This window comes from Vreelandella neptunia (genome assembly GCF_022489065.1).
Taxonomy (GTDB): Bacteria; Pseudomonadota; Gammaproteobacteria; order Pseudomonadales; family Halomonadaceae; genus Vreelandella; species Vreelandella neptunia_A.
In genome coordinates this window covers 1-23624 of the sequence record NZ_JAKVTW010000015.1, presented here as the reverse complement: position 1 = coordinate 23624, position 23624 = coordinate 1, and the positions used below count along the sequence as shown (strand labels likewise).

At 57.5% G+C, this 23624-nt stretch carries 24 protein-coding genes and 1 riboswitch; of the genes, 15 read left to right on the top strand and 9 right to left on the bottom strand.

Features of this window, described 5'->3' with window-relative positions; genetic code table 11:
• Positions 1 to 3: 3 nt before the first annotated feature.
• The 8 genes from MLE19_RS16935 to edd form a co-directional block, all read right to left on the bottom strand.
• Positions 4 to 609, bottom strand: coding sequence for a 2-dehydro-3-deoxy-6-phosphogalactonate aldolase (locus tag MLE19_RS16935; RefSeq protein WP_240719307.1), 606 nt, complete (start codon positions 607 to 609; stop codon positions 4 to 6).
• A gap of 21 nt (positions 610 to 630) precedes the next feature.
• A complete protein-coding gene (locus tag MLE19_RS16930; protein WP_240719306.1) occupies positions 631 to 1641 on the bottom strand; it encodes a 2-dehydro-3-deoxygalactonokinase in 1011 nt (336 codons plus the stop codon).
• 3 nt (positions 1642 to 1644) lie between these two features.
• A complete protein-coding gene (gene dgoD, locus MLE19_RS16925; protein ID WP_240719305.1) occupies positions 1645 to 2793 on the bottom strand; it encodes a galactonate dehydratase in 1149 nt (382 codons plus the stop codon).
• Between the two features lie 43 nt (positions 2794 to 2836).
• Positions 2837 to 3556 carry a FadR/GntR family transcriptional regulator gene (locus tag MLE19_RS16920; protein ID WP_240719304.1) on the bottom strand — a complete coding sequence of 240 codons (720 nt, stop codon included), beginning with the start codon at positions 3554 to 3556 and terminating at the stop codon, positions 2837 to 2839.
• Between the two features lie 184 nt (positions 3557 to 3740).
• Positions 3741 to 4688 carry a carbohydrate kinase family protein gene (locus MLE19_RS16915; RefSeq protein WP_240719303.1) on the bottom strand — a complete coding sequence of 316 codons (948 nt, stop codon included), beginning with the start codon at positions 4686 to 4688 and terminating at the stop codon, positions 3741 to 3743.
• A gap of 37 nt (positions 4689 to 4725) precedes the next feature.
• Entirely contained in the window at positions 4726 to 5595 is an 870-nt protein-coding gene (locus tag MLE19_RS16910) for an aldo/keto reductase (protein WP_240719302.1), read from the bottom strand.
• Between the two features lie 35 nt (positions 5596 to 5630).
• Positions 5631 to 6596 carry a glucokinase gene (gene glk, locus MLE19_RS16905; RefSeq protein WP_240719301.1) on the bottom strand — a complete coding sequence of 322 codons (966 nt, stop codon included), beginning with the start codon at positions 6594 to 6596 and terminating at the stop codon, positions 5631 to 5633.
• The gene (gene edd / locus MLE19_RS16900; protein WP_240719300.1) at positions 6596 to 8485 is read right to left on the bottom strand and encodes a phosphogluconate dehydratase; all 1890 of its coding nucleotides are present in this window, start codon (positions 8483 to 8485) and stop codon (positions 6596 to 6598) included. Before edd ends, glk begins: the two co-directional genes overlap by 1 nt.
• 280 nt (positions 8486 to 8765) lie before the next feature.
• Here edd and cobT point away from each other — a divergent pair, with 280 nt between their 5' ends.
• The 12 genes from cobT (at position 8766) to MLE19_RS16840 (ending at position 19844) form a co-directional block, all read left to right on the top strand.
• Positions 8766 to 9815 carry a nicotinate-nucleotide--dimethylbenzimidazole phosphoribosyltransferase gene (gene cobT / locus MLE19_RS16895; protein ID WP_240719299.1) on the top strand — a complete coding sequence of 350 codons (1050 nt, stop codon included), beginning with the start codon at positions 8766 to 8768 and terminating at the stop codon, positions 9813 to 9815.
• Entirely contained in the window at positions 9812 to 10504 is a 693-nt protein-coding gene (locus MLE19_RS16890; protein WP_240719298.1) for an adenosylcobinamide amidohydrolase, read from the top strand. Before cobT ends, MLE19_RS16890 begins: the two co-directional genes overlap by 4 nt.
• The gene (cbiB, locus tag MLE19_RS16885; protein ID WP_240719297.1) at positions 10501 to 11505 is read left to right on the top strand and encodes an adenosylcobinamide-phosphate synthase CbiB; all 1005 of its coding nucleotides are present in this window, start codon (positions 10501 to 10503) and stop codon (positions 11503 to 11505) included. The genes MLE19_RS16890 and cbiB overlap by 4 nt, the downstream gene beginning before the upstream one ends.
• On the top strand, positions 11502 to 12638 hold the full coding sequence (gene cobD, locus MLE19_RS16880) for a threonine-phosphate decarboxylase CobD (protein ID WP_240719296.1): 1137 nt from the start codon (positions 11502 to 11504) through the stop codon (positions 12636 to 12638). Before cbiB ends, cobD begins: the two co-directional genes overlap by 4 nt.
• Positions 12622 to 13194, top strand: a complete 573-nt coding sequence (locus MLE19_RS16875) for a bifunctional adenosylcobinamide kinase/adenosylcobinamide-phosphate guanylyltransferase (RefSeq protein WP_240719295.1) — start codon at positions 12622 to 12624, stop codon at positions 13192 to 13194. The genes cobD and MLE19_RS16875 overlap by 17 nt, the downstream gene beginning before the upstream one ends.
• The gene (gene cobS, locus MLE19_RS16870) at positions 13191 to 13961 is read left to right on the top strand and encodes an adenosylcobinamide-GDP ribazoletransferase (protein ID WP_240719294.1); all 771 of its coding nucleotides are present in this window, start codon (positions 13191 to 13193) and stop codon (positions 13959 to 13961) included. The genes MLE19_RS16875 and cobS overlap by 4 nt, the downstream gene beginning before the upstream one ends.
• Positions 13898 to 14551, top strand: a complete 654-nt coding sequence (locus MLE19_RS16865) for a histidine phosphatase family protein (RefSeq protein WP_240719293.1) — start codon at positions 13898 to 13900, stop codon at positions 14549 to 14551. Before cobS ends, MLE19_RS16865 begins: the two co-directional genes overlap by 64 nt.
• Positions 14503 to 14928, top strand: a complete 426-nt coding sequence (locus tag MLE19_RS16860; RefSeq protein WP_240719292.1) for a bifunctional adenosylcobinamide kinase/adenosylcobinamide-phosphate guanylyltransferase — start codon at positions 14503 to 14505, stop codon at positions 14926 to 14928. Before MLE19_RS16865 ends, MLE19_RS16860 begins: the two co-directional genes overlap by 49 nt.
• Positions 14929 to 14997: 69 nt before the next feature.
• Positions 14998 to 15233, top strand: a riboswitch (cobalamin riboswitch).
• A gap of 145 nt (positions 15234 to 15378) precedes the next feature.
• Positions 15379 to 17199, top strand: coding sequence for a TonB-dependent receptor domain-containing protein (locus tag MLE19_RS16855; RefSeq protein WP_240719291.1), 1821 nt, complete (start codon positions 15379 to 15381; stop codon positions 17197 to 17199).
• On the top strand, positions 17180 to 18103 hold the full coding sequence (locus MLE19_RS16850; RefSeq protein ID WP_240719290.1) for a cobalamin-binding protein: 924 nt from the start codon (positions 17180 to 17182) through the stop codon (positions 18101 to 18103). The genes MLE19_RS16855 and MLE19_RS16850 overlap by 20 nt, the downstream gene beginning before the upstream one ends.
• Complete coding sequence (locus MLE19_RS16845) at positions 18103 to 19074, top strand: FecCD family ABC transporter permease (protein ID WP_240719289.1); 972 nt, start codon at positions 18103 to 18105, stop codon at positions 19072 to 19074. The genes MLE19_RS16850 and MLE19_RS16845 overlap by 1 nt, the downstream gene beginning before the upstream one ends.
• Positions 19074 to 19844: an ABC transporter ATP-binding protein gene (locus tag MLE19_RS16840; RefSeq protein WP_240719288.1), complete on the top strand. Its 771-nt coding sequence runs from the start codon at positions 19074 to 19076 to the stop codon at positions 19842 to 19844. The genes MLE19_RS16845 and MLE19_RS16840 overlap by 1 nt, the downstream gene beginning before the upstream one ends.
• A 3-nt stretch (positions 19845 to 19847) precedes the next feature.
• On the opposite strand, the gene MLE19_RS16835 is transcribed toward MLE19_RS16840, so the two are convergent.
• Positions 19848 to 20738, bottom strand: coding sequence for an NAD-dependent epimerase/dehydratase family protein (locus tag MLE19_RS16835; RefSeq protein ID WP_240719287.1), 891 nt, complete (start codon positions 20736 to 20738; stop codon positions 19848 to 19850).
• A 141-nt stretch (positions 20739 to 20879) separates the two neighbouring features.
• Here MLE19_RS16835 and MLE19_RS16830 point away from each other — a divergent pair, with 141 nt between their 5' ends.
• From MLE19_RS16830 to cobO, 3 genes are all read left to right on the top strand, one after another.
• Positions 20880 to 22193, top strand: a complete 1314-nt coding sequence (locus tag MLE19_RS16830; RefSeq protein WP_240719286.1) for a cobyrinate a,c-diamide synthase — start codon at positions 20880 to 20882, stop codon at positions 22191 to 22193.
• An 88-nt stretch (positions 22194 to 22281) separates the two neighbouring features.
• Positions 22282 to 22722, top strand: coding sequence for a YtoQ family protein (locus MLE19_RS16825; protein ID WP_240719285.1), 441 nt, complete (start codon positions 22282 to 22284; stop codon positions 22720 to 22722).
• A gap of 45 nt (positions 22723 to 22767) precedes the next feature.
• Entirely contained in the window at positions 22768 to 23379 is a 612-nt protein-coding gene (gene cobO, locus MLE19_RS16820) for a cob(I)yrinic acid a,c-diamide adenosyltransferase (protein ID WP_240719284.1), read from the top strand.
• Positions 23380 to 23624 lie beyond the last annotated feature (245 nt).

Here is a 23624-nt window from a genome sequence, read left to right as displayed (position 1 = left end):
TCCTTATTGTTCTCCTGCTAGCCAAGCGTCGACTAGGGCTTGTGCCTGCTTGCCGACTCGGGAGGCGCTTTGGCCAGGTTTATATAGCGCACTGCCGAGGCCCGCGCCATCAACCCCTGCTGCTCGCCATTCGGCAAAGTTATCGACGCCAACGCCGCCCACAGCATACAAAAGCGTGCCTGCTGGTAGCACTGCACGTACTGCTTTCATACCCTCCAAACCGACCTGCACGGCAGGGAAGAGTTTAAGCCCCGTTGCCCCTGCATCGAGTGCATCGAAGGCTTCGGAAGGGGTGACAATCCCCGGCCAACTCGCCATCCCAAGCTTATAGGTTTCTTCAATCACCGCCGGCCTGCAGTTGGGCGAAACGATTAGGCGCCCACCCGCAGCGTAAACATCGCGCACCTGGGCAGGGATTAGCACCGTGCCTGCTCCAATCACCGCACGATCACCAAATGCTGCCACTAAGCGGCGAATGCTCTCCAGCGGGTTAGGTGAGTTAAGCGGCACCTCAATTTGGTTGATCCCCGCGGCAAGCACCGCTTCTGCGACATCCACGGCTTCATCCGGTGATACCCCGCGTAAAATACCGATCAAAGGCAGCGTCATAGCAAATCTCCCCATTAACAGTTAGTGGCTTTCAGCCTTTAGCGCATGGTGGGCAAGACGTAGACCTGCCAGTACGGCGGTGTCGCCATCTACATGCTGCGTTTGATAGCCGATGGCATTGAGCGCCAGCGTATATCGCTGGCTAAGCGTCTGATTGCCAATCAGCATAATGGGCGCGTTGTTGGTTCGTTCACGGCAGGCGCCAGCGAGCTCAAGACCGATAGCAAGCCCTGAGAGCCTTGCTGCAAGCACCGCTCCCCGTGTTGTGCCTGAAGGGAGGCGGCCATCGAGTAAATCCTGGGCACGTAAGCCAAAGAGTCGGCTACTAAAGCTTTCGGGCGATGCGTGGATCTCGCTGACGGCTGAGATAAACGCATCACGGCAAACCGCATCGCTAAGATCTTCGCTCGCCGCTGAGGAGTTTGAAACGGAATGTTTTAGCACCGATTGGTTGGACAGCAGTTGATAAAGCTCGCCGGTTAGATAGGTCGAAAATCCGCGTACCGCGCCTGCCTCCAGGGTCGCCCATTTGGCGTGAGTGCCGGGCAAGCAGGCAAGGCCTGTAAAGTCTGGCGAATCAGCGACAAGGCCTGCCAATTGAGTCTCTTCACCGCGCATCACATCAAAGTGTGTTGCGGTACTGCGCGTTTGGCTTAAACCGGGCAGCAGATAAACACGCAACTTGTTGCCCGAAAGCGTTGGTGTTACAGCGCCTTGGCTAAGCTGGTCAAGACGCGTGGGTACCGGTAAATAGGCGGCTTCCAGCCAGCCCTGACGGGCGCCTGCCATTCCGCATACCATTACATCTATCCGCTCGCTAGCGGGTAGCCAATCAGCCACCAGACGCCGTAACTCGGCTTCATACTCATTGGCTTTAAGCGCCAGCATACCTTTATCGCTGCTGGCTTGGGCAATCACTTGGTCGTCTTTGTCTAGCCCCCATACGCGCAGGTTGCTGGAACCCCAATCGGCGGCAATCCACGAAAGCTTGGACGCTAGCTCCGTCGCTTCACTTATCACGGTTGATCCCATGGCTTACCACTCCGCAATTGAGCCGTCTTCATGAGTCCAGACCGGGTTGCGCCAGCGGTGGCCAACCTTGGCGCGCTCCTCAACGAATTCTTCGTTGATCTCAACACCCAGACCTGGGCCCTGGGGAATGGCGCAGAAACCATCTTTAATGGCGAGGGCGGATTTATCGACCAGGTAGTCGAGTACATCATTACCCTGGTTGTAGTGAATGCCCATGCTCTGTTCTTGAATAAAGGCGTTGTGGCTCACTGCATCCAGCTGCAGCGATGCGGCCAGGGTTAACGGGCCAAGCGGGCAGTGGGGCGCCAGGGCGACATCGTAGGCGGATGCCAGCGCAGCGATTTTGAGGCCTTCGCTGATACCGCCGCAGTGGGAAATATCCGGCTGGATAATGTCGATCATGCCGTCGGCCAGGAGGTCGCGGAACTGGAAGCGGGTATGCAGCCGCTCGCCGGTCGCCAATGGGTAGCCCAAACCACCGGCGATATCTTTCAAGCAGGGCAGGTGTTCGGGGGCGACCGGCTCCTCTACAAACATCGGGTGGAAGGGCTCTAACTCGCGTAGCAGTGCTTTGGCCATAGGGCGGTGGACGCGACCATGAAAGTCGATACCAATGCCCACATCTGGGCCCACCGCATCGCGGGCTTCCGCTACACGGGCTACGGCTTCATCGACCTTGCGGTGTGAATCGACGATCTGCATTTCAGGAGTGCCGTTCATTTTGAAGGCTGTGAAGCCTTTGTCGACCAGCGCTTTAGCGCCAGCGCCCACGTCGCTTGGGCGGTCACCACCAGTCCAAGCATACATGCGCATTTTGTCGCGCACGGCACCGCCTAACAGTTGGTGAACGGGAACTCCTAGATCGCGACCTTTAAGATCCCATAGCGCCTGATCAATACCGGCAATCGCGCTCATCAGAATAGGGCCGCCGCGGTAGAATCCGGCGCGATACATGATGTTCCAGAGATGTTCGATACGATGCGGGTCTTGGCCGATCAGATAGTCGGAAAGTTCGTGTACGGCGGCTTCGACGGTTGCCGCGCGGCCTTCAATCACTGGTTCACCCCAGCCGTAGCAGCCTTCGTCGGTCTCAATTTTTAGGAACAGCCAGCGCGGAGGAACTTGCCAGGTCTTGAGTTTGGTAATTTTCATGTTCGGTCATCCTTCTGGATAGGAAGTATTAAGTGAGTCATTGTTAACTGACAATGCCGAGGTCGATAGCCGTGCGGCGCAGCACTTCTCTTGCAGCGGTCTCTGCGGCATGGGCATCGCGGTTACGTATGGCCTCAAGTACCTGGCGATGGCGGGCTAAGCTGTCGTCTAATGTGTCGGTGCGGTGTTGCGAGCGGTGTATCAGCGCCATGATAGAAGGCCGCAGTAAATGACCCATTTGTCGCCAAACCAAATTATGACTGGCCCGGTAGGTGGCATCGTGAAAGGCAACGTCATACTCGGCGTGGTCGGCTCGGGCTTCAGCGCTGTTGGCCGTTTTTTCCATGCCCATAAAGGCGTTATCAAGGCGTTCAAGGTCTTCAGCCTGGGCTGCCTGTGCCGCCAAACCTGCCACCACCGGCTCGGCAGAGTAGCGAAAGGCGTAAATAGCGCTTACCAGTTGTGGATCCAGGTTGATCAGCCCTGACATCCACTCGCTCATCAGCGGGTCGAGCAGGTGCCAATCGCCTATGTCGCGAACCTGCGTGCCACGTCCCGCTGTGCGCTCTAGTAACCCAGCAGCGGTGAGACTTGTCAGCGCATTACGTACCTGATTACGGCTGACGTTAAAATGAGCACCAATATCCAGCTCCCGGGGAAACACATCGCCGGGTTGCCAATGGCCTGCCAGCAACGCCTGGGCGAGTAGCCGCGCTAAGTTTTCCGCGCCCCCTTGGTGGAGCGGCAGGGCATCCAACGTCATAGCGTTTCCCGTCATTTAATGGGCTATTTTACATCAGTCTATTAAATGTCTGACATTTGTACAAGCTGGCTGCTTTAGACATAAGTACGAGTAAAACTGGCGATTGGTATGCCTTGGCGCAGATATAAAAAAAGCGCGCCTTATTCAGGCGCGCCGTCTGTGGTGTGCTTCGCTTTGCGCTATTTCAGTCAATATCAGCACGAGTTGGCAGTGAGGCGTAAGCGCCAGGGCGGGTAACGGCATGGGCGCCGCAGCGGCAAGCAGTAACGACCGCGCGATGCAAGAAGTCGGCATCACTCTGCCAGTCTTCATTGATGCCGTGGGCCGAGAGTTCCGCCAACAGCCCACCAATAAAGGCGTCGCCTCCGGCGGTAGTATCGACTGCTTCCACTTTGGGAGGCGCAATGCGCTGGTCGATTCCGACGCCTTTAAGCAGGACATCATTGGGGCCATCGGTAATCAAGATAACTTTCACACCTGCCGCTAAACGCTCTGAAAGCCACGACTCGGCAGGGTGATCTGCGCGTAAGTAGTCAAGCTCTTCCAGGGAGAGCTTGAGCAGCTCAGCGCCGTCTAATAGCTGGGTGACTAGGCTGGCGTCCGCTTCACCGCCGGGCCAAAGATTATGGCGTAGGTTGGCATCGACGCTGACCAGGCAGCCTGCACGCTTAGCCATAGTGGCCATCGCCAGGGTAACGTCGGCGATCTCTGGGTCGGTCAGGCTGTTACTGCACAGGTGCAGAATGGCAGGGCTCTCGAAGACGCCGTGGGGTAAATGCTCAAGGCGATAAAGCAGATCAGCGGCGGGCGGTCGATAAAAATCAAAGGTGCGTTCTCCCACGTCATCTCGGGAAACGAACGCTAGCGCCGTGCGAGCCTCTTGGGTAAATACCACGCCGCTGGTGTCGACACTGTGGCTTTTGAGTTCACGCACCAAAAAATGCCCGAACGTATCGTCGCCCACCATGCCTAAAAAATGGCTAGGAATGCCCAAGCGGGCGCAGGCGACCGCCACGTTAGCGGGAGCGCCACCGGCGTAGGGCGTAAAGGTTTCCTGGGCATCTGGAGCCGCCCCTAAACGGCTGGAGAGCATATCAACCAGGGCTTCGCCAAACGCGATAACTGGCGTCATCATTGGTTCCTTATTGTGATTGTTTGAAAAGACAGCTTTATGCCACGCAGTGGCCGCGGGCGGCTTCCAGTAATTCATACCATGCTTCCCGGGGTAGCATGGCGGGGCCTTTGAGCATGTCGCTGATGCGCTCAGGCTTAACGCTGCCGATTACCGGTACTGGCGAGTTGGGAAGACTACGCAGCCATGCCAGCGCTAAAGCGCTGGGGGAGCTATCAAGCTCTGTCGCCCACTTGGCCAAACATTTGCCAACGGCGCCTTGCATCAACTGCCCACCGGCTAAAGGCGACCATGCCATGGGCGCGTGCCCATCGGCGCATAGATCATCAAAACTGCCGTCAAACAGAGGCGATGTGTGGGCAATCGAGAGCTCGATCTGGTTGGCTGATAGGCGGTGATGCATGGCGCTCTGCAAGCGTCGCCACTGGCTGGGTAAATGGTTGGAAACGCCTGCGGCACCAATTTTGCCTGCTTCAATGGCGTCGTCCAGCGCGCGGCCGGTCGCTTCCGCGTTCATCAGCAGATCGGGGCGGTGAATCAAAAAGTGATCGAGACGTTCGACATTTAACCGCGCAAGTGAGCCATCAATGGCGCTATTAAGATAAGCAGGGCTAGCGTTGTAGTGCTTTACCTTGCCCGAACCGGGGGCGGGGTTGTCGTTAGCAATACTCGCTTTGGTGACGATATTTACTCGCTGAGCCAGAGCAGGTCGCGCCCGTAGCGCGGCGCCAAACAGGGTCTCCTCTTGGCCGCTGCCGTAAATGTCCGCATGGTCAAACCAGTTGAGTCCCTGTTCCAGGCGTGCTTCGATCCAGTCCGCCAATCGCTCCGGTTCGTGCATGGCAGGTGTTTCGTGCAGACGCATCATGCCGAGGAGAAACGGCACATCAAAGATTGCGGCGGGCATAGCAGGTTCCATATTGATGTTTTTAGAGGTTGTGATCAGAAAACCTCTTCGTTATGCAGCGCTTCGGCGGCACCTAATAAGCCGGTCCAAGGGGCGGTGACAACCCATATCGGAATATCGGCATTATATGTGCCCATACGGCCTTTATTGACAAAGGCGGCGCGCAGATCGCTTTTCGGCAGCCACTCCAGCAAGCGGGGAAGAATGCCGCCACATAGATAAACACCACCTCTTGCGCCCATGGTTAGAGTGGCATCGCCACACACATCGCCAAGTATTTTTAGAAAGCGCAGCAGGGCTGCAGTGGCGAGGCTATCGCCTTGATTGGCCGCTGTGGTCACCTCCGCTGGGCTAGTAAAACGCGGCTCCATTCCCTCAAGGGTGCAGTAGGCTTGGTAAAGCTCCAGTAAGCCCTGGCCGCACAATATGCGCTCTACGCTAATACGTGTACGGCGCTGTTTGAAGATATCCAGAATAGCTCGCTCGGTATCGTCCGTCGGGGCAAAGGTGACATGCCCGCCTTCGGTAGGCAGTGGTATCCAGGCGTGTTGACCTGGAAATACCCCAGCCACGCCTAGCCCCGTGCCAGGGCCAATCACAAGCCGTGTAGCGTGGCCCTGAGACTTGCCCGGCTGAACCTCGACCAAATCACTGGCTGCCACATGAGGCACGCCCAGCGCCTGGGCGGTAAAGTCGTTGATGACCTTGAAAAGTGACAGGTTCAACTGTTGCTGAACGTCGCTTTTCAAAAAATCCCAGTGATTATTGGTCATTTTAACCCGTTCAGCGTGAACGGGGCAGGCGAAGGCTAAACACGCCTCTTGAGGCGCGTTGTCACCGGTGGCGCCCACACGGTTCAAGTAGTCTTGAACCGCTTCAATCACGCCGGGGTAGTCAGCACAAGGAAGATTAATAATATCGTGTGGTGTCACCTCGCCCGGCGCTACTAACGCCAGGCGTGCATTGGTGCCACCGATATCGCCGATTAATGCCGGTCGCATCAGGCATCCTCTTCTGATATCTGCCCCTGCTGACGGGCGAGATCATCGGCTTCAAAGCCACCGAATACACCAGCGCCTTCTTCACCGCGCATGGCCAGGTGGCGGAAGCCACCAAACAGCTCGCGACCCAAGCCCACGTGGTAGTGATCCAGGTTGCCGATGGCCAGTTGCCGTTCAGCCCAGGTGGCGGGGTCGACTTTGGCTTCCAGCGTACCGGCGTTGGCATCCAAGCGTACAATATCGCCATCGCGCAGTTTGGCCAGCGGGCCGCCGTCCAGGGCTTCGGGGCTCATATGAATGGAGGCGGGCACTTTACCCGACGCACCCGACATGCGGCCATCGGTGACCAGCGCTACTTTAAAGCCGCGATCCTGCAGCACGCCCAAGAAGGGAGTCAGCTTATGCAGCTCGGGCATGCCGTTGGCTTTGGGGCCCTGGAAGCGAACGACCACGATCACATCGCGATCGAGATCACCGGACTCAAAGGAGGCCTTCATTTCGTTTTGATCTTCAAAGATCTTCACCGGCGCTTCTACCACCCGATGCTCTTCGGTGACGGCGGAGACTTTGATCACACCGCGACCCAGGTTGCCTTTCATGACGGTCAAACCACCGGTGGGCGCAAAGGGCGTGGCGACGGGGCGCAGCACATCTTCATCAAGGCTTTTTTCGGGGCCTTCATGCCAGACGACTTTGCCATCTTCCAGGAACGGTTCCTGGGTGTAAGCGGTCAGGTCTGTGCCGAAGACAGTGGGGATATCGCCGTGTAACAAGCCAGCGCCTAGCAGTTCGCGGAACAGGTAGCTCATGCCGCCCGCCGCTTGGAAGTGGTTGATATCCGCTTGGCCGTTAGGGTAAACCTGCATCAGGCTTGGAGTAACCGCCGAAAGGTCGGTGAAATCATCCCAGTTCAGGGTAATGCCCGCAGCGGCGGCCATGGCGATCAGGTGGAGGGTATGGTTGGTCGAGCCGCCCGAGGCCAGCAGACCCACCACGGCGTTAACAATCGCGCGCTCATCAATCTGTTTAAAGAACGGGCGATAGTCGCCGCCGGGTTCGGTGTTGCGAATCGCCTGCTCGGTGGCGTAACGGGTCAGTGCTTCGCGCATCTCGGTGCCGGGGTTTACAAACGAGGTGCCGGGCAGGTGTAGCCCCATCACCTCCATCATTAGCTGGTTGGAGTTGGCGGTGCCGTAGAAGGTGCAGGTGCCGGGGCTGTGGTAGGACTCCGACTCGGCTTCAAGCAGCTCGGCGCGGCCCACTTTACCTTCTGCGTAGAGTTGGCGGACGCGCGCCTTCTCTTTGTTAGGCAGGCCGCTGGGCATTGGGCCCGCGGGGACAAACATGGCCGGCAGATGCCCAAAGCGTGCGGCAGCGATGAATAAGCCTGGAATTATCTTGTCGCATACACCCAGATAAAGGGCAGCATCAAACATATTGTGCGAGAGGCCAACGGCCGCGGACATGGCAATCACATCGCGAGAAAACAGGGAAAGTTCCATCCCCGGCTGGCCTTGAGTCACGCCGTCGCACATAGCGGGTACGCCACCGGCAAACTGGGCGGTTGAGCCCATGGCACTGGCGGCTGCTTTAATCGTTTCAGGAAACGTTTCAAACGGCTGGTGCGCCGAGAGCATATCGTTGTAAGACGAGATAATCCCTAAGTTGGCGCTGTTCATCAGCTTGAGTTCGTTCTTATCACGCGGGTTACAGGCCGCAAAACCGTGGGCCAGGTTGCCGCAGCTTAGCTCAGCACGGTGCACGCCACGTTTGTGCTGATCAGCCATACGCCGCTCGTAAAGGGCGCGACGCTCGGCAGAACGCTCACGGATGCGCTGGGTAACCTCAGCAACGGTGGGGTTTAGAGTGGCAGGTGTTGAGCTCGGCATAGGGACCTCTGCATGATAGAGACGGTGAGTAAATATTGTAGTTATTTTACATTTTTTAGCGTCGATTTAAGAGACTTTACGGCAATAAAAACCACACTTGTAGTTTTATTACCCGAATGAAGGGTGGCAAATACGCCACACTAACTACCTAAATGAATTCCTAACATCCTGACAGGGTGGAAGACCCACTAAGGAAATAGCAAGTATAGCACCCAGGCTTTTGCTACCCTTTTGGCGCTGAATTTGATTGTTTGATGACCCCTAGTGGGCTGGAGCCTGCATGCACGCCATTGTTGACCACATTCAGTCAGTTAATTCCCATGCCGGTGAACAAGCACAACGCCATCTGGATACGCTCACTAAGCCGCCAGGTAGCCTGGGTGCTTTGGAGGGGCTAGCCATTCAGCTGAGCGCCATCACCGGTGAGCTCAAGCCCAGCGTGACGCCGCCAGCCGTTATCGTATTTGCCGCGGATCATGGGGTGGCGGCTGAAGGTGTCTCCGCGTTCCCGCAAGAAGTGACTGCGCAGATGGTGGCCAACTTTGCCAACGGCGGGGCGGCAATTAATGTCTTTGCTCGGCAGATTAATGCACTTGTTGAAATAGTCGATGTTGGCGTGGCGTCGACGTTAACAATCACGGGGGTGACCTCCGCCAACGTTCGCCATGGCACAGCGAATATGGTGAAGGAGGACGCAATGCAAACGGCGGAAGCTATTGAGGCAATAGATGTGGGTGTGGCAGCCGTGGAGCGAGCAAAAAGGGCGGGGGCCAAGTGCCTCATCGTCGGTGAAATGGGCATTGCCAATACCACTGCCAGCAGCGCGATATTAGCAGTGCTAACAGGAGAGTCGGTGGCAAGCGTGGTAGGCGCGGGAACCGGGATTAATGAGCGACAGCAGGCACACAAAGTGGCGGTGATTGAACGTGCTATCGCTGCGCGCAACGCTGACCCGCTGGCACCTTTAGAGGTGCTCGCCAAACTGGGTGGTCTGGAGATTGCCGCGATGACCGGTGCTTATCTGGCCGCAGCGGCTCAGCGGTTACCCGCCATTGTGGACGGCTTTATTGCCACCGTGGCTGCGCTGACCGCCTGCCGAATCTCCCCGGCAGTGCGTGACTATCTAATATTTGGCCACCGCTCCCAGGAGCCCGGCCATGATGTGGCGTTAAAAGCGTTGGAGGCTAGGCCGCTGCTCGATATGAGCATGCGGCTAGGTGAAGGCAGCGGCGCTGCGCTGGCATACCCGTTGCTGCAAGCAGCGGCAGCGATGATGGCAGAAATGGCCACGTTCACCGATGCCGGTGTGAGTGATAAAGCTGCCCTATGACCACGTTGGAAACGCTTCCCTTCAGCCAGCCATTAACGCTCTCGCAAAGCGAGCAGTGCTTGGCGATAACCTCTCAGTTACCGCTGCGCACTCTGAGCAGCGCCCTGATAGGCGATGGTTTTGGCAGCAAACGGCACTTTGCCAACTTTCATGTTGATTACCGTTACGATGGGCGTGCTCCCAAGGCAGATCTTAGTGGCTGGTTGATTGCCCAGGGGCTGCCTGCCTCATCCGTTGGCATGATGACTGCAGTGCGTTTAAGCAACGCTTCCATCGTCAGCATGCCATTGGCGCAGTTAGACCATGGCGTCATGGCGCTGGTGACAGCGGGGGTGGGCAATGCGGTGGATATCACCGCGCTTCACTCACAAGATCCCCGCCTAGTAGCGGGCACTATCAACGTTTTTGTGTTTATCGACGCCCAACTGACCGATGGTGCGCTAGTGAATGCGTGTATGTCGGTTACAGAGGCTAAGGTTAAGGCGCTCTCTAAGGCTGGCGTTATCGATACATTTAGCGGGACAGCGGCTACCGGCACGTCGACGGATTGTGTCTGTGTGGCAGCCACCCAGCGCGGAGAACTCACTCCCTATGCAGGTTCAGGAACGGTTCTTGGTCGAGCGATTGGAAGGGCGGTTTATCAAGCAACGCTGAACTCGCTAGCCAGCACTAATGAGATGCCTCTATGAACATGCCTTTCGCACTATCAAGTATCGTCCTGGTGATGCTTGCGATAGCGATCGATTTAGTGGTTGGCGATCCACGCTCAATACCGCATCCAGTGGTGCTAATCGGGCGGTTTATCAGCAGCTTTGAGCAGCTGTGGAATCGCGGCACGGCGCAACAGCGCAGAGTCAGTGGTTTCATGTTAAGTATCATTGTGGTCGGCGGCGTATGGGGAGTTAGCTGGCTGCTGCTCTGGGTGCTAACGCAGTTGCATCCCGGTTTGGCACTGATCGTAGAGCTTTGGCTGCTCTCCACCACGCTGGCTATTAAAGGGCTGGGCGATGCAGCCCGCGCCGTGGTTGCGCCGCTGACCAAAGGCGATTTACCTACCGCACGCAAGGCGCTGGGGATGATTGTCGGGCGCGATACGCAACACTTAGGCGAGGCAGAGATCACCCGGGGCACAGTGGAAACCGTGGCTGAAAACACTGTCGACGGCATTACCGCACCGCTGTTTTTTGCCCTGATTGGCGGGGCGCCGCTAGCCCTGGCGTATAAGGCAGTGAATACTCTGGATTCAATGGTAGGCTACAAAAACGAGCGCTACGCTGACTTTGGTTTTGCCTCAGCGAAGCTGGACGATATAGCCAACTGGCTACCGGCACGCTTAACGGCGCTGTATTTATGGCTCGCAGGTTTATTACTCAGTGCGTCAGGCATATTGAAACTGCGCTGGCGAGGCGCACTGCGCGGTACCTGCCAGGATGCGCCGCGTCACCCGAGCCCTAACGCCGGTTGGCCGGAGGCCATGGTCGCCCGGTTGCTCGGTGTGCAACTGGGCGGCACCAATTTCTATCAGGGCGTGGCTTCCCATCGTGCCACTCTGGGTGAGCCGCTTGAAGTACTTGAGGTTATGCATATCAGTGCCACACTTCGATTAATGCGCGGCGCTTGGATGCTATTTTTGCTGCTGTCAGTGGGCGTGATCGCTGGGCTAATATTCACTTTTCAGGGGCGACTATGAGTACACCTGTATGGCCCAGCTCTTCATGGACAGGCTCTCCATGGCCCAGGCATGGCGGCCAAGCCGAAGGACTGCTTGCCCATTTTGAGTTGCCCGTCGACCACCGCCTGGAAGATTTTAGCGCCAACCTCAATCCGCTGGGGCCGCCCGCATGGGTACGCGATTGGCTAACGCGGCGGCTAGCGGGCCTTGAACATTACCCATCGCCGGATTATGCCGCTGCTCGTCAGGCCATCGCCGCCCATCACCAGCTTCAACCCGAACAGGTGTTACTGACGAATGGCGGCGCTGAAGCAATATTTCTAGCCGCTGCACTGCATGCCGGCCAACGGGCGACGATTATTACCCCGAGCTTTGGCGAGTATGCCCGCGCCTGTTGCGCCCATCGGCTTTCGATCAACGAGATTCCGCTGTCCCCACTGGATTTCAGTCTGGATATTGATGCGCTGCTGGCAGCATTAACCGACACCGATGTGCTGTTTCTATGCCGCCCCAATAATCCTACCGCGACACTAATCGACTTCTCGACCATGGTGGTACTGCTAGAGCACACCGCTGCTTTGAATTGTCGCGTGGTGGTCGATGAAGCCTTTATTGATATGGTGGATAACATCCAAGGTGAGGCACCGCTGACAACGTTATTGGCGCGCTATCCGCATCTGATCTTGCTGCGCTCCATGACCAAATTTTATACCCTGCCAGGTCTCCGGCTGGGCTACCTGCTGGCGGATGCAGCCACAGTCCAAGCGGCACAGGCCCACCAACCGCCCTGGAGCGTTAATCACCTGGCGGCTGAATTGGTGGCACCACTGCTGGAAGATGATGCCTTTGCTCGGCGTACCCAGCGGTGGTTGGCCAGTGAGCGCCCGCGTATGGCTCAAGCGCTTACTGAGTTGGGTTTAGAGGTGGTGCCCAGCCAGGCATGTTTTTTTCTTATCCGTCCTAGCGCTAACCACGAAATGACCAGCGATGCGCTGTTTGAGCGGCTACTGCGCGGCGGCGTGCTGCTGCGCCATACCCACAATTTTGCCGGACTTAATGGCGAATGGCTTAGGGTGGCGCTGCGCGATGCGCCTGCTAATCAGCGGTTAATCAACCTGCTGAAAAAGGTGCTCAATGATTGTCTTCGTTAGCGGTGGGGCGCGTTCGGGTAAAAGCGATGTCGCTGAGCAGCAGGTAGTGAATGCCGCGGGCAGTTCGCCCTGTTACTACTTAGCCACCGCAGACGTATACGACGACGAAATGGCCGCGCGCGTGGCTCGTCATCGTCAATCCAGACAAGAGGAGTGGCAGAGCACTCAGTGGGAAACGCTGGAGGAGCCACTTGCCATTGATCAAGCGATCGCCAACGTGCCCAATGGTAGCGCCGTGCTGCTTGATTGCTTAACGCTCTGGGCCAGCCAAGTGCTGTATGCCAGTAAGCTAAGCGAAGAGGAGGGCTTGGCGCTGCTGGCAAGCGCACTTGCCGATGCCCGAGCGCGCGGCCTCTATCTAGTGATTGTTTCCAATGATATCAACGAAGTGCTGCCGCCCTCGGATGCTGAAACTTGGCGTTATCTGGCGTTTCTTCAACGCGCCCACCGCTGGCTAGCGAAAGAGGCGGACTCGGTAATAGAAGTGGTTGCTGGCTGTTCGGTTGAGTGGAAGCGCCCCGCAAAAGTGCTGTTAACGAAGGAGCTGTCGTTTTGAAAAACGCGCTGTTTGGAGTGGTGCTGGCGCTACAGTTTCTAACGCGAATTCCTATTCCAATCGCTGCGCCCTGGACCCCTGAAACCCGACGATGGGCTGTACGCGCTTATCCGTTAGTGGGGCTGTTGATTGGCACTGTGCTAGCGCTGGTCGCGATGGGGATGCACAAAGTTCCCGCGCCGATCACCGCGCTGACGTTGCTAAGCCTTTGGGTGGCGATTTCGGGTGGGCTGCACCTAGACGGCGCCATGGATATCGCCGATGCGCTGGGCAGTAATCAGCCCCTGGCGCGCCGTTGGGAAATCATGAAAGACCCGCAAATCGGCAGCTTTGGTATGTTGGCGCTGGTGTTTCTGCTTGCCTGGAAGGGCGTGCTGCTGTGGGCACTGCTGGCTTATCACGCACCCTGGTGGTGGCTATTAGTCGTCCCCGCGCTAGGGCGCTGGGTAGGCGTGGCGTTACTGGTGCTAACACCCTGCGCCCAGCAGAAGGGCTTGGCCTGGAGCTGGCAGCAGTCGCTTAGCGGCCAGGATGTGGCGCTTGCGTTGGTGCCGATCGTGCTGATGGCACTGCTAGCGCCCGCGATAGTGTTGATGGTGCTAACGGTCACTGTTTTTGTGTTACTAATCCGCTGGCTAATGTTGCGACTGTTTAACGGAATTAATGGCGATATGGTAGGCGCCACCATCGAAGGGGGAGAACTTTGGCTACTGATCTTACTGTGGAGCTGGTGGCAGTTCGCCATGGTATCACCGCTTGGAATTTAGAGCGTCGTTATCAAGGTCAGCGCGATATTCCGCTGCTGTTTCCCGATGCTGAAGCGGGGCTGTTGTTGCTGCGTGACGCACTGGTGGATGAGCCGTTCGATGCTATCTACTCAAGCGACCTTAACCGCTGCCAACAAACCCTGGCGTGGGCTGACGTCGCTAAGGCTGGCGTGCCACTCACTCTTGAGCCACGCCTGCGGGAACTCGATTTTGGCGAATATGAAGGCAAGGTTTATGACGAGCTGAAAGACCTATCCCATTATCGTGCCTGGATTGATAGCGTGGGTGAGCTGCAAATTCCCGGCGGCGAATCGGCGGCTCAACTGCGCGAGCGTCTGGATGGCTGGCTTCATGATCTGGCGACGAATGCTCATGCCAATGGTCACAAAAAGATACTGGCTGTCACCCACGGCGGCGTGATCCGTGAGCTTCGCCGACGTTTTGAAACGATCCACTTTTGGGATGGCACGGTGCTTCAAGCCCAAGGCAGGCGCTGGCAGCTTATTTATCAAAAAGACGAACATGGAAAAGGGGAATGGCAATGCAGCTCTTCATCGGCGGTGCCTGCGCTGGCAAACGCGACGCCGTAGCCGCACGTTTTCCCAAAGCGCAGTGGTGGCGGCTTGATGCTGCACAGCCTTTCAGCGATAGCCAGCAAGCGCTAGTAGCCAATACCCCGCTTGTCATCACCGGCGTGCTTGAGTGGCTTGGTGCTGCCCTTGAGCGTGATGATAACGATGCTCTGCGCCAACAGTGGCAGGGCGATATGGCTGCGCTCTGCCAGCGCGCCGAGGCGCTAAATGCGTCGTTAATCTTCATTGCCAACGAGGTTGGCCGTGGGATTGTACCCATGCAACCCGAAAAGCGCCGCCTGCGTGATCTCAATGGCTGGTTCACCCAAGGCGCCACCGTCCAGGCTGAACAGGTATGGTATGTCCGCCATGGGTTAGTAATGGCGCTCAAATAGCCACTGGCCGCTTTCTTGAGCGGCTTACCTCCCGCACCAATTAAATTGACCTCCCTTGGTCAAGTTGCTAGTTTACGCCCATTCTCAGGTGCTGGCGGTTAAACAGCCGCTAGTGAAACGGGAAGTTGGTGAACACTTTGTGTGTGATTCCAACGCTGCCCCCGCAACGGTGATCGAGATAAGAACGGCTAATACGCCACTGTGCTCACGCACGGGAAGGTGGTCGTTCGGAAAAGAGTTGCTCTGCTTGCTAGAGCTACCTTTCGCTCGTCAGCCCGGAGACCGGCCCGAGAGTAATGGTTCTAACTGAACCACACCATGCCGAGGCGCGGAGGGCGTTCTTAGGGCAGTGAACGATGGCGCAACGCTATCGTTACTCCCTTGTTTTGCCCTGCGCTCGGTCAAAAAAACTGCGTTGTGCGGGTGAGCACGACGAGCAAGGGATCTCACATGAATCACCGTTTTCACACGACCGCCAAACGGGCGGCGTTTTGTATGGCTGCTTTACCGCTAGCCATCTCCTTTTCTGCCCAGGCCCAATATGCTGAAGCGACGACCGAATTAGCCGCGCTAGATCCTGTCGTTGTGACTGCTGCATTAGCCCCTCGTACCGCCAATGAGAGTCTCTCTTCCGTTAGCGTATTGGATGAAGCTACTTTTCGCCGCCAAGACCCCACCAGCCTGACCGATCTTCTGCGCGGCCAGCCGGGTGTTGATATCACTAGCAACGGCAGCTTTGGCAAAAGCAGCAGCGTTTACCTGCGTGGTGCGCCTAGCGATGCCTCCGTGCTAATGATTGATGGCATTCGTCTGCGCTCTGCAACGGCCGGCGGTGCCGCGTTTCAGTATTTAGATCCACGTATGTTTGACCGCGCTGAAATCGTACGCGGCCCGCGCGGTAGCCTTTACGGTGCAGATGCGGTCGGCGGTGTCATTCAGCTCTTTACGCCGGATGGTGATGAAGAGGGTCCGCAACCCAGAATTTCAGTCGGCGGTGGTTCATTTAATACCCAGCGGTTAAGCGCAGGCGTTTCTGGCCGCGAAGGAGGCACGCGCTACAGCTTTGCCGGTAGTCATTTCAATACCGACGGCCAGCCCATTCGTCGGGGTGGTGAAGACAAAGGCTACGACAACACTTCTGCGCTGGCCCGCGTTGCGCATACCTTTGAAAGCGGTGCTGAGGTTGGTGTGCTGGCGCTGCGTGCTCGCGGTAACAACGAATATGATGGCGGAGAGAATGACTTCGTCCAGCAGGTAGCGGGTATTTATGGCGAACTGCCGATAACCGATACCTGGCAAAGTCGCCTAACGCTTAGCGAAGCCCGCGATGAACTGGACACCATCGATAATTTCGGTGGTTCAGTGATTGATACCCGCACCCAAACCGCCCGCTGGCAGAACAATTTTCAGTTTGGCGCTCACGAATTGATCGCTGGCGCTGAAATCAGCGAAGACCGCGTTTCAAGCACCAACGATTTTGATGTTACCAGTCGCGATAATACCGCTGTGTTTACCCAAGGGCTGCTCGATTTTTCACCGTTCGCCATTCAAGCAAGCCTGCGTTACGACGATAACGAAGCCTATGGCGATGAAGTCACCGGCAGTCTGGCGTTGGGGTACGACCTGGATAATTATCATACGCTGCGCGCGAGTTTAGGCACCGCCTTTAAAGCGCCGAGCTTTAATGACCTCTATTGGCCGAATTCTGGCAACCCTGATCTCAACCCGGAAACGTCTAAAACCGTTGAGGTAGGCATTCGCGGCCAATACAGCCAGTGGTTCTGGGACTTGGCCGCCTTTCAAAATGACTACGATGACCTGATTGCTTGGGCACCGACGCCCAGCGGATTATGGGCGCCGCAAAACGTCAATCATGCGCGTATTCGCGGTGCCGAGCTTTCCAGTGGTGTCGAAATCAGCGACTGGACCTTGCAAGCCGCCTTTACCTACCTGGACCCAGAAGATAAGGATACCGGCAATCGGTTAGCCCGCCGCGCCACCCAAAGTGTGCGCTTGGATGCAGACCGCGAGCTTGGTGATTGGTCGCTGGGTGGTTCATTAGTGGCGCAAAATCACCGCTACGATAATGCCGCTAACACCCAGCGCTTGAATGGCTATGGGCTGGTTAACCTGCGGGCAGGTTGGCAGTTTGCGCCTCTCTGGACGGCGCGTGTTACGGTAGAAAATGCCTTTGATAAAGAGTATGAAACGACGAGTGACTACATTAACGCCGGCCGAGCAGGGTTCTTGAGTGTTCACTTTGGTCAATAAAAAGAGTGGATTAGCGCGCGGGGCCTTGGGCCTCGCGCTGCTATTGATGACAGCGGTGGCGCTGGCACACGACCATTCGCGCTGCGCAGTGGATGATCGTGATCGTGAGGTCTGTCTTCACAATGCTGCCCAGCGAATTGCCACGCTCTCGCCTGGCGCAACCGAGCTGACCTATGCGGCTGGCGCGGGGGATCAGGTGGTCGCCGTCGTCTCGTATAGCGACTATCCGCCGGAAGCCAAACAAGTGGAATCGGTGGGCAGTCACACCCGAATTGATTTAGAAAAGCTGGTGGGCTTGGCGCCGGATTTAGTGATTGGTTGGGTAACCGGCAACCCCGCTGAACAGCTTGAAACCCTCGAAGCCTTGGGCATGCCGGTGTTCTATATAGAACCTCGCGATATGGATGGCGTGGCCAGCGCCATCGAACGCCTGGCGCGGCTGGCAGGAACGGAAACGGCCGGGCAAGCGGTGGCCGATAATTTCCGTACGACCATGAATGCCCTTGAAGAGCGCTATCGAGATCGCGAGCCAGTGCCTACCTTCTACCAAGTGTGGGATGAGCCATTAATGAGCGTTAACGACCAGCACCTTATCGGTCAGGTGGTTGAGATTTGTGGCGGTAAGAATGTGTTTGGCGAGCAAACGCGCCTTGTGCCGCGTATCGACGATGAAGCTGTATTGGCAGCCAATCCCGAAGCGATCGTGGCGGGTGGCATGGGCGAAGAGAACCGCCACTGGCTGACGCATTGGGAGCAGTACGCCAACTTGAAAGCGGTTGCGGAAGATAACCTTTTCTTTGTGCCGCCTTCACTGATTCAGCGGCCCACGCCACGCCTGATGGAGGGCACACAACTCCTCTGTGAAAAGCTCGACATCGCACGTCAAAAACGTGAGCGCAGCTAATGCTAGCGCGCCTGGGTTTCCCCCTTAGCCTGCTACTGCTAGCGGCGCTGGCTTCGATAATCATCGCTATTGGCGTCGGCAGCGCGCAGATTTCTCCTGCGCAAATTTGGGACTTGTTGCAAGGTGAGGGCGATGCACTGGCGCGCACTATGGTGATGGAGCTGCGCTTGCCCAGAGCGCTCTCGGCGTTTGCCGTGGGTGGTTTGTTGGCGGTAGCCGGAGCGCTAATGCAGGTATTACTGCGCAATCCACTTGCTGACCCTTATGTACTCGGACTTTCCGGCGGTGCCTCTATAGGCGCCCTGGCGGCCATGCTAGGTGGGTTAGGCGGGCTGGCTATTTCGGGGTCGGCGTTTGGCGGTGCGCTATTTTCGACGTTTTTAGTCTTCGGTTTGGCCCACGGCAGCGGCGGCTGGACACCTTCGCGGCTGCTGCTCACCGGCGTCGTCGTTGCCGCGGGCTGGGGCGCGGTGATAACGCTGATGCTGGCGTTAAGCCCCGCTGAGCGCCTGCCGGGTATGCTCTACTGGCTGATGGGCGATCTCTCTTATGCGCGCACGCCTTGGCCGCCGCTACTGTTGTTACTTGTCACCTGCGTGGTGTTGATTCCGCTTGGGCGTAGCCTGAATGTGCTGGCCCGTGGCCCGCAGCAAGCCGCCGCGCTGGGCGTTGCGGTTCGGCCGCTTGAGTGGTGTATCTACGTTGCCGCTAGTTTACTGACCGCCGCTGCAGTCACCACGGCTGGCAGCATAGGTTTTGTTGGTTTAGTGGTGCCGCATATGCTGCGTCTGCTGTTAGGTAACGACCAGCGGCTGATACTGCCCGCCTGTGCATTGGCAGGTGGCACGCTGTTAGTGCTGGCAGATACCTTGGCGCGCACCATGATCGCCCCGGAACAGCTGCCCGTTGGGGTCATCACGGCGCTATTGGGCGTACCCACCTTCCTGTTCCTGCTCTACCGGAGCCGCTGATGAGCGTACTGACTACCCGCGATCTCATCATCGACGTGCCCGGCCGCGAAGGCGGTACGCCGCTTAATATAAACATCGAGCCAGGGCAAGTGTGGGGTGTGTTAGGGCCCAACGGTGCGGGTAAAACAACGCTATTACATACCCTGGCCGGGCTTCATGCGCCGCGTTCAGGCAGCGTTCAGCTTAACGAATCCGTGCTTGGTCAACTGCGCCGCCGCCACGTTGCTCAGCGATTGGGATTGGTGTTTCAGGACCGCCAGGATGGCTTTCCCGCGACCGTGCTGGAAACGGCGCTGATTGGCCGTCATCCCTATCTCTCACCGTGGCAGATGGAGGGCGCCGATGACTACGCCCGCGCCGAAGCTGCCCTGGAGCGCCTGGATGTAGCGCATCTACGCGACCGCTTGGTGAGCACACTTTCTGGGGGGGAGCGCCAGCGGGTGGCGATTGCCACCGTGCTGACCCAGGCTCCCAATGTGTGGCTGGCGGATGAACCGACTAACCATTTGGATCTACATCATCAGAGTGCCGTGATGGCGTTAATGGCAGACCAAGCCGCCCAGGGGCGCGCGGTCATCATGTGTTTGCACGACCTAAACCTCGCTGCCCGCTGGTGTGACCACGTGCTGCTGCTGTATCCCAATGGCGAGGCGTGCTGGGGCCCGCGAGATAGCATGCTGGTGCCCAGTGCGTTAGAAAGCCTCTACCGCCAAAAGCTAGCGGTGGTAGAGGTAGATGGTGCGCCGGTGTTTGTGCCGATAAAAGAGTAATACTTACTGCGCCAGCTCATCCCGCCAGGCGTGGCGGGGTGCGAAGCCGACCAATCGGCGGGCTTTTTCGATGCTATAAAAAGTCTCGAATTCGCCCATTTCGCGCTTGATAGGCACGCCGGCGTAGAAGCGCTCAATCACTTGGGCGCTGGTCAGGCTAACCGATAGATCGTCATTGGCGACGTTGAACACCTGGTAGCCAAGGCCATCCGTTTTCAGGCAGCAATCGACCATCTGGCCCAGGTCCCGGGCGTCGATGTAGGCGAAAATGTTGCGGCGGCGTAGGGCGGGGTCATCCATGTAGGCCGGAAAGTTCTGACGGTACTCGTGGGGCTCGATAACGTTGTTGATGCGCAGGCCGTAGATGTCGATGCCGGAGCGCGCCTGGAAGGAGCGCGCGGTCACCTCGTTGACCACCTTGCTCATGGCGTAGCTGTCTTGAGGCACAGTGGGGTGCTCTTCATCGATGGGGAGGTAGTCCGGTTTCTTCTCGCCATCGGCGAAACAGACCCCGTAGGTGGTCTCGCTGGAAGCGAAGATAACCTTGGGAATGCCCAGTTTGGTGGCGGCATCCAGCACGTTGTAGGTGCTCAGTGTATTGATGCGGTAGGTCTCATTATCCGGCCGATGCAGGATGGCAGGGATGGCGGCGAAATGAACAATGGCATCGTAACGCGGCACGCCGGTGCCTGGCTCAAGCTCGTCGAAATCAGCGTAGGCGTGGCACGCGTTGAACACCTGCCCGGCATCGGTCAGGTCGGTTTTCAGGGTAGTGATGCCGGGCACGTCAGACGGCACCCAATCCAGATTGGTGACTCGGTGCCCTTGATCGCGAAGATAAGCAGTGGCATGTCGGCCAGCCTTGCCGCTGCCGCCAGTAAATAGAATACGCATGCGGTAACCCCGGTTGGTGAAACGAAGCGGAACATAGAATCAAATTAAGACCTTCACCTTAGCAAAGAAAGGTTCGACCCGCCGACACTCAGCCCTTAACGCATGCAAATGGGCTAACCATTAACCGTTAAAAGGATCGTTATGTTTCAGGGCAAAGCACACGCAGCACTCATCAGTGCGCCTGGCTCCGGCCAGGGGAAATCAATGGTCACGGCGGCGCTGGCAAGGCTGCACCGCAATGCAGGGCTTACCGTGCGGGTGTTCAAGCATGGCCCCGACTACCTTGACCCCATGATTCAGGAAGTGGCCTCCGGTCAGCCGGTGTATCAGCTTCACCCCTGGATGACAGGCGAAGAGGAGTGCCGCTGGCGCTTAGCCGAAGCCGCCCAGGAAGCAGATGTGATTCTGGTTGAAGGCTCCATGGGGCTGTTCGATGGCTCGCCTTCCAGCGCCGACTTGGCGATCTTGGCAGGCATCCCCGCGCTGCCGGTGATCGATGCTTGGGGCATGGCACAAACTTTTGGCGCGGTGGCGCAGGGCCTAGCCAACTATCATCCCGACCTAGCTATTCATGAAGTGATCGCCAACCGCGTCGGCAGCCCCGGCCACGGCAAACTTCTCGCCGATAGCATGCCGGAAGGCATTGCGCTGCTGGGGGCCATTCCCCGCAATGAGGCGATGAAAATTCCTGATCGCCATTTGGGCCTGGTACAGGCCAGCGAGCTAAGCGGCCTGGATGCGCAATTGGATGCCGCCGCTGAGGTATTGAGAGAAGCGGGTTTAGACCGCTTGCCCAAGCTGGTCACGCTGAGCGCGGAGTCGCCAGCGCCGGTGCCGGATTACCTTAGCGGTGTGCGAATTGCGATTGCCCGAGACGACGCCTTTGCGTTTATCTACCGCGCCAATGTAGACGTGCTGCGCGCCATGGGCGCAGAGGTCAGCTTCTTTTCACCGCTTACTGATCGCCAGTTACCCGAGTGCGACGCGCTCTGGTTACCGGGTGGCTATCCAGAGCTTAACGCGGCTCAATTGAGCGCTAACCACAGCATGTTAGAAGCAATTCGCGCCCATCACCGCGCGGGCAAACCGATACTCGCAGAGTGCGGTGGCCTGATGGCCTGCGTTGAGCAATTGGTGGATGGCGAGGGCGAAAGCCACGCTATGCTCGGACTTCTCAACGGCACCGCGAAAATGGCAGGCAAACTCACCGCGCTAGGGCTACAAAGCCTACACGCCGGTGCAGGCGAGCTGCGCGGCCACACCTATCACCACTCACTGCTTGAAACCGCGATGACGCCGCTGGCCCGCACTCGCAAACTGGCCGGTAGCGAAGCCGAGCCGATTTACCGTGAAGGCGGGCTGGTGGCAAGCTACTTCCACGGCTACTTTCCCTCTGCGCCCAAGCTGGTCGCGGATATTTTTACCGGGCAGCCTATTAGTATCAATAACGGTTAACGAAGGTTGTGGAAGATTTTTCCATAAAATTGAACTGCGCTATGCTGTGTGCCTTTCATACCTGAATTTAACTCAGCAGGAGAACACCATGAGCTTTTACGTCTACCTTTCCGGCGAGATTCACACTGACTGGCGCGAAGAAATTCAGCGCGGCGCTGACGCAGCGGGCCTGGATATCGTGTTCACCACCCCAGTAACCGACCACGCAGCCTCTGATGCCGCCGGTGACCACCTGGGTAAACCGGACAATGGCTTCTGGCGTGATCACCAGTCGTCCAAAGTGAACGCCATTCGCACTCGTACGATGATTGAGCAGGCCGACCTGGTTGTCGTTCGTTTTGGTGATCAGTACAAGCAGTGGAACGCTGCTTTCGATGCAGGCTATTGCGCTGCCTTGGCCAAGCCTTACATCACGCTGCACAGCGAAGACATCGTTCACCCGCTGAAAGAAGTCGACGCGCAAGCCCAAGCCTGGTGCACCACGACCGATCAGGTGGTTGAGACGTTGCGCTACGTACTAAAAGCCTGAACTAGTTAAGAGCTTAATAAAGCGCTTTAATAAAGAGGATGCCCCATGCGCGAGAATGCCAAAACCCCCGAACGCCATGCCCAGCGCATGGCGGCCAAGCAGAAAATCATGAACGAGCGCATCGCCCGCGCCGATAAAGAGCAGGGTGTGCTGCTAGTGCTCACCGGCCCCGGTAAAGGCAAAAGCAGCTCCGGTTTTGGCATGCTCGCCCGCGCCTTGGGGCACGGCATGAAAGTAGGCGTGGTGCAGTTTATTAAAGGCGCTTTCAGTACCGGCGAAGAAGCGTTCTTCCGCAACTTGCCCAACGTGGATTACCACGTAATGGGGCAGGGCTACACCTGGGACACTCAAGACCGCGAACAGGATGTCGCCGCCGCCAACGCCGCTTGGGCAGAATCCAAGCGCATGCTGCAAGACGAAAGCTACCACCTGGTACTGCTAGACGAACTCAACATCGCCCTGCGCTACGAGTACCTAGACCTAGACCAAGTACTCGACGACCTACAAGCCCGCCCAGCAATGCAACACGCCGTCGTCACCGGCCGCTACGCCCCACAGCAACTCATCGACCTCGCCGACACCGTCACTGAAATGAAAGTGGTTAAACACGCCTTCAAAGACCAAGGCATTAAGGCCCAAAAGGGGATAGAGCTTTAAGGGTGCGGTACAAAGCCAAGGAGCGAGGGGTAATAAAACGCCGCCATCTGTGAAGTTGTAGCGCGGCGTAACGCTTGGCGAGGAACGAGCCAAAGGCACCCGCGAAGGCGGCCCGGCGCGAAGGCAACGCAGCTGCTCAAAGCTTGCCACAGCACCACTTTTCGACAAAGGTGCGTGACCTAGGCCAATTTTATGAATAGAGTATGATTAGATGGGTAAAACTAGCGCGTACTAGAGTTTTAAAT

Coding starts and splice junctions, on each gene's coding strand:
- MLE19_RS16845 (WP_240719289.1), top strand. CDS start 18,103: ATGCTAGCGCGCCTGGGTTTCCCCCTTAGCCTGCTACTGCTAGCGGCG.
- MLE19_RS16920 (WP_240719304.1), bottom strand. CDS start 3,556: ATGACGTTGGATGCCCTGCCGCTCCACCAAGGGGGCGCGGAAAACTTA.
- cobO (WP_240719284.1), top strand. CDS start 22,768: ATGCGCGAGAATGCCAAAACCCCCGAACGCCATGCCCAGCGCATGGCG.
- MLE19_RS16860 (WP_240719292.1), top strand. CDS start 14,503: ATGCAGCTCTTCATCGGCGGTGCCTGCGCTGGCAAACGCGACGCCGTA.
- cobD (WP_240719296.1), top strand. CDS start 11,502: ATGAGTACACCTGTATGGCCCAGCTCTTCATGGACAGGCTCTCCATGG.
- MLE19_RS16855 (WP_240719291.1), top strand. CDS start 15,379: ATGAATCACCGTTTTCACACGACCGCCAAACGGGCGGCGTTTTGTATG.
- MLE19_RS16835 (WP_240719287.1), bottom strand. CDS start 20,738: ATGCGTATTCTATTTACTGGCGGCAGCGGCAAGGCTGGCCGACATGCC.
- MLE19_RS16825 (WP_240719285.1), top strand. CDS start 22,282: ATGAGCTTTTACGTCTACCTTTCCGGCGAGATTCACACTGACTGGCGC.
- edd (WP_240719300.1), bottom strand. CDS start 8,485: ATGCCGAGCTCAACACCTGCCACTCTAAACCCCACCGTTGCTGAGGTT.
- cbiB (WP_240719297.1), top strand. CDS start 10,501: ATGAACATGCCTTTCGCACTATCAAGTATCGTCCTGGTGATGCTTGCG.
- MLE19_RS16840 (WP_240719288.1), top strand. CDS start 19,074: ATGAGCGTACTGACTACCCGCGATCTCATCATCGACGTGCCCGGCCGC.
- MLE19_RS16935 (WP_240719307.1), bottom strand. CDS start 609: ATGACGCTGCCTTTGATCGGTATTTTACGCGGGGTATCACCGGATGAA.
- MLE19_RS16875 (WP_240719295.1), top strand. CDS start 12,622: ATGATTGTCTTCGTTAGCGGTGGGGCGCGTTCGGGTAAAAGCGATGTC.
- cobT (WP_240719299.1), top strand. CDS start 8,766: ATGCACGCCATTGTTGACCACATTCAGTCAGTTAATTCCCATGCCGGT.
- MLE19_RS16830 (WP_240719286.1), top strand. CDS start 20,880: ATGTTTCAGGGCAAAGCACACGCAGCACTCATCAGTGCGCCTGGCTCC.
- glk (WP_240719301.1), bottom strand. CDS start 6,596: ATGCGACCGGCATTAATCGGCGATATCGGTGGCACCAATGCACGCCTG.
- MLE19_RS16930 (WP_240719306.1), bottom strand. CDS start 1,641: ATGGGATCAACCGTGATAAGTGAAGCGACGGAGCTAGCGTCCAAGCTT.
- dgoD (WP_240719305.1), bottom strand. CDS start 2,793: ATGAAAATTACCAAACTCAAGACCTGGCAAGTTCCTCCGCGCTGGCTG.
- MLE19_RS16915 (WP_240719303.1), bottom strand. CDS start 4,688: ATGACGCCAGTTATCGCGTTTGGCGAAGCCCTGGTTGATATGCTCTCC.
- MLE19_RS16910 (WP_240719302.1), bottom strand. CDS start 5,595: ATGCCCGCCGCAATCTTTGATGTGCCGTTTCTCCTCGGCATGATGCGT.
- MLE19_RS16890 (WP_240719298.1), top strand. CDS start 9,812: ATGACCACGTTGGAAACGCTTCCCTTCAGCCAGCCATTAACGCTCTCG.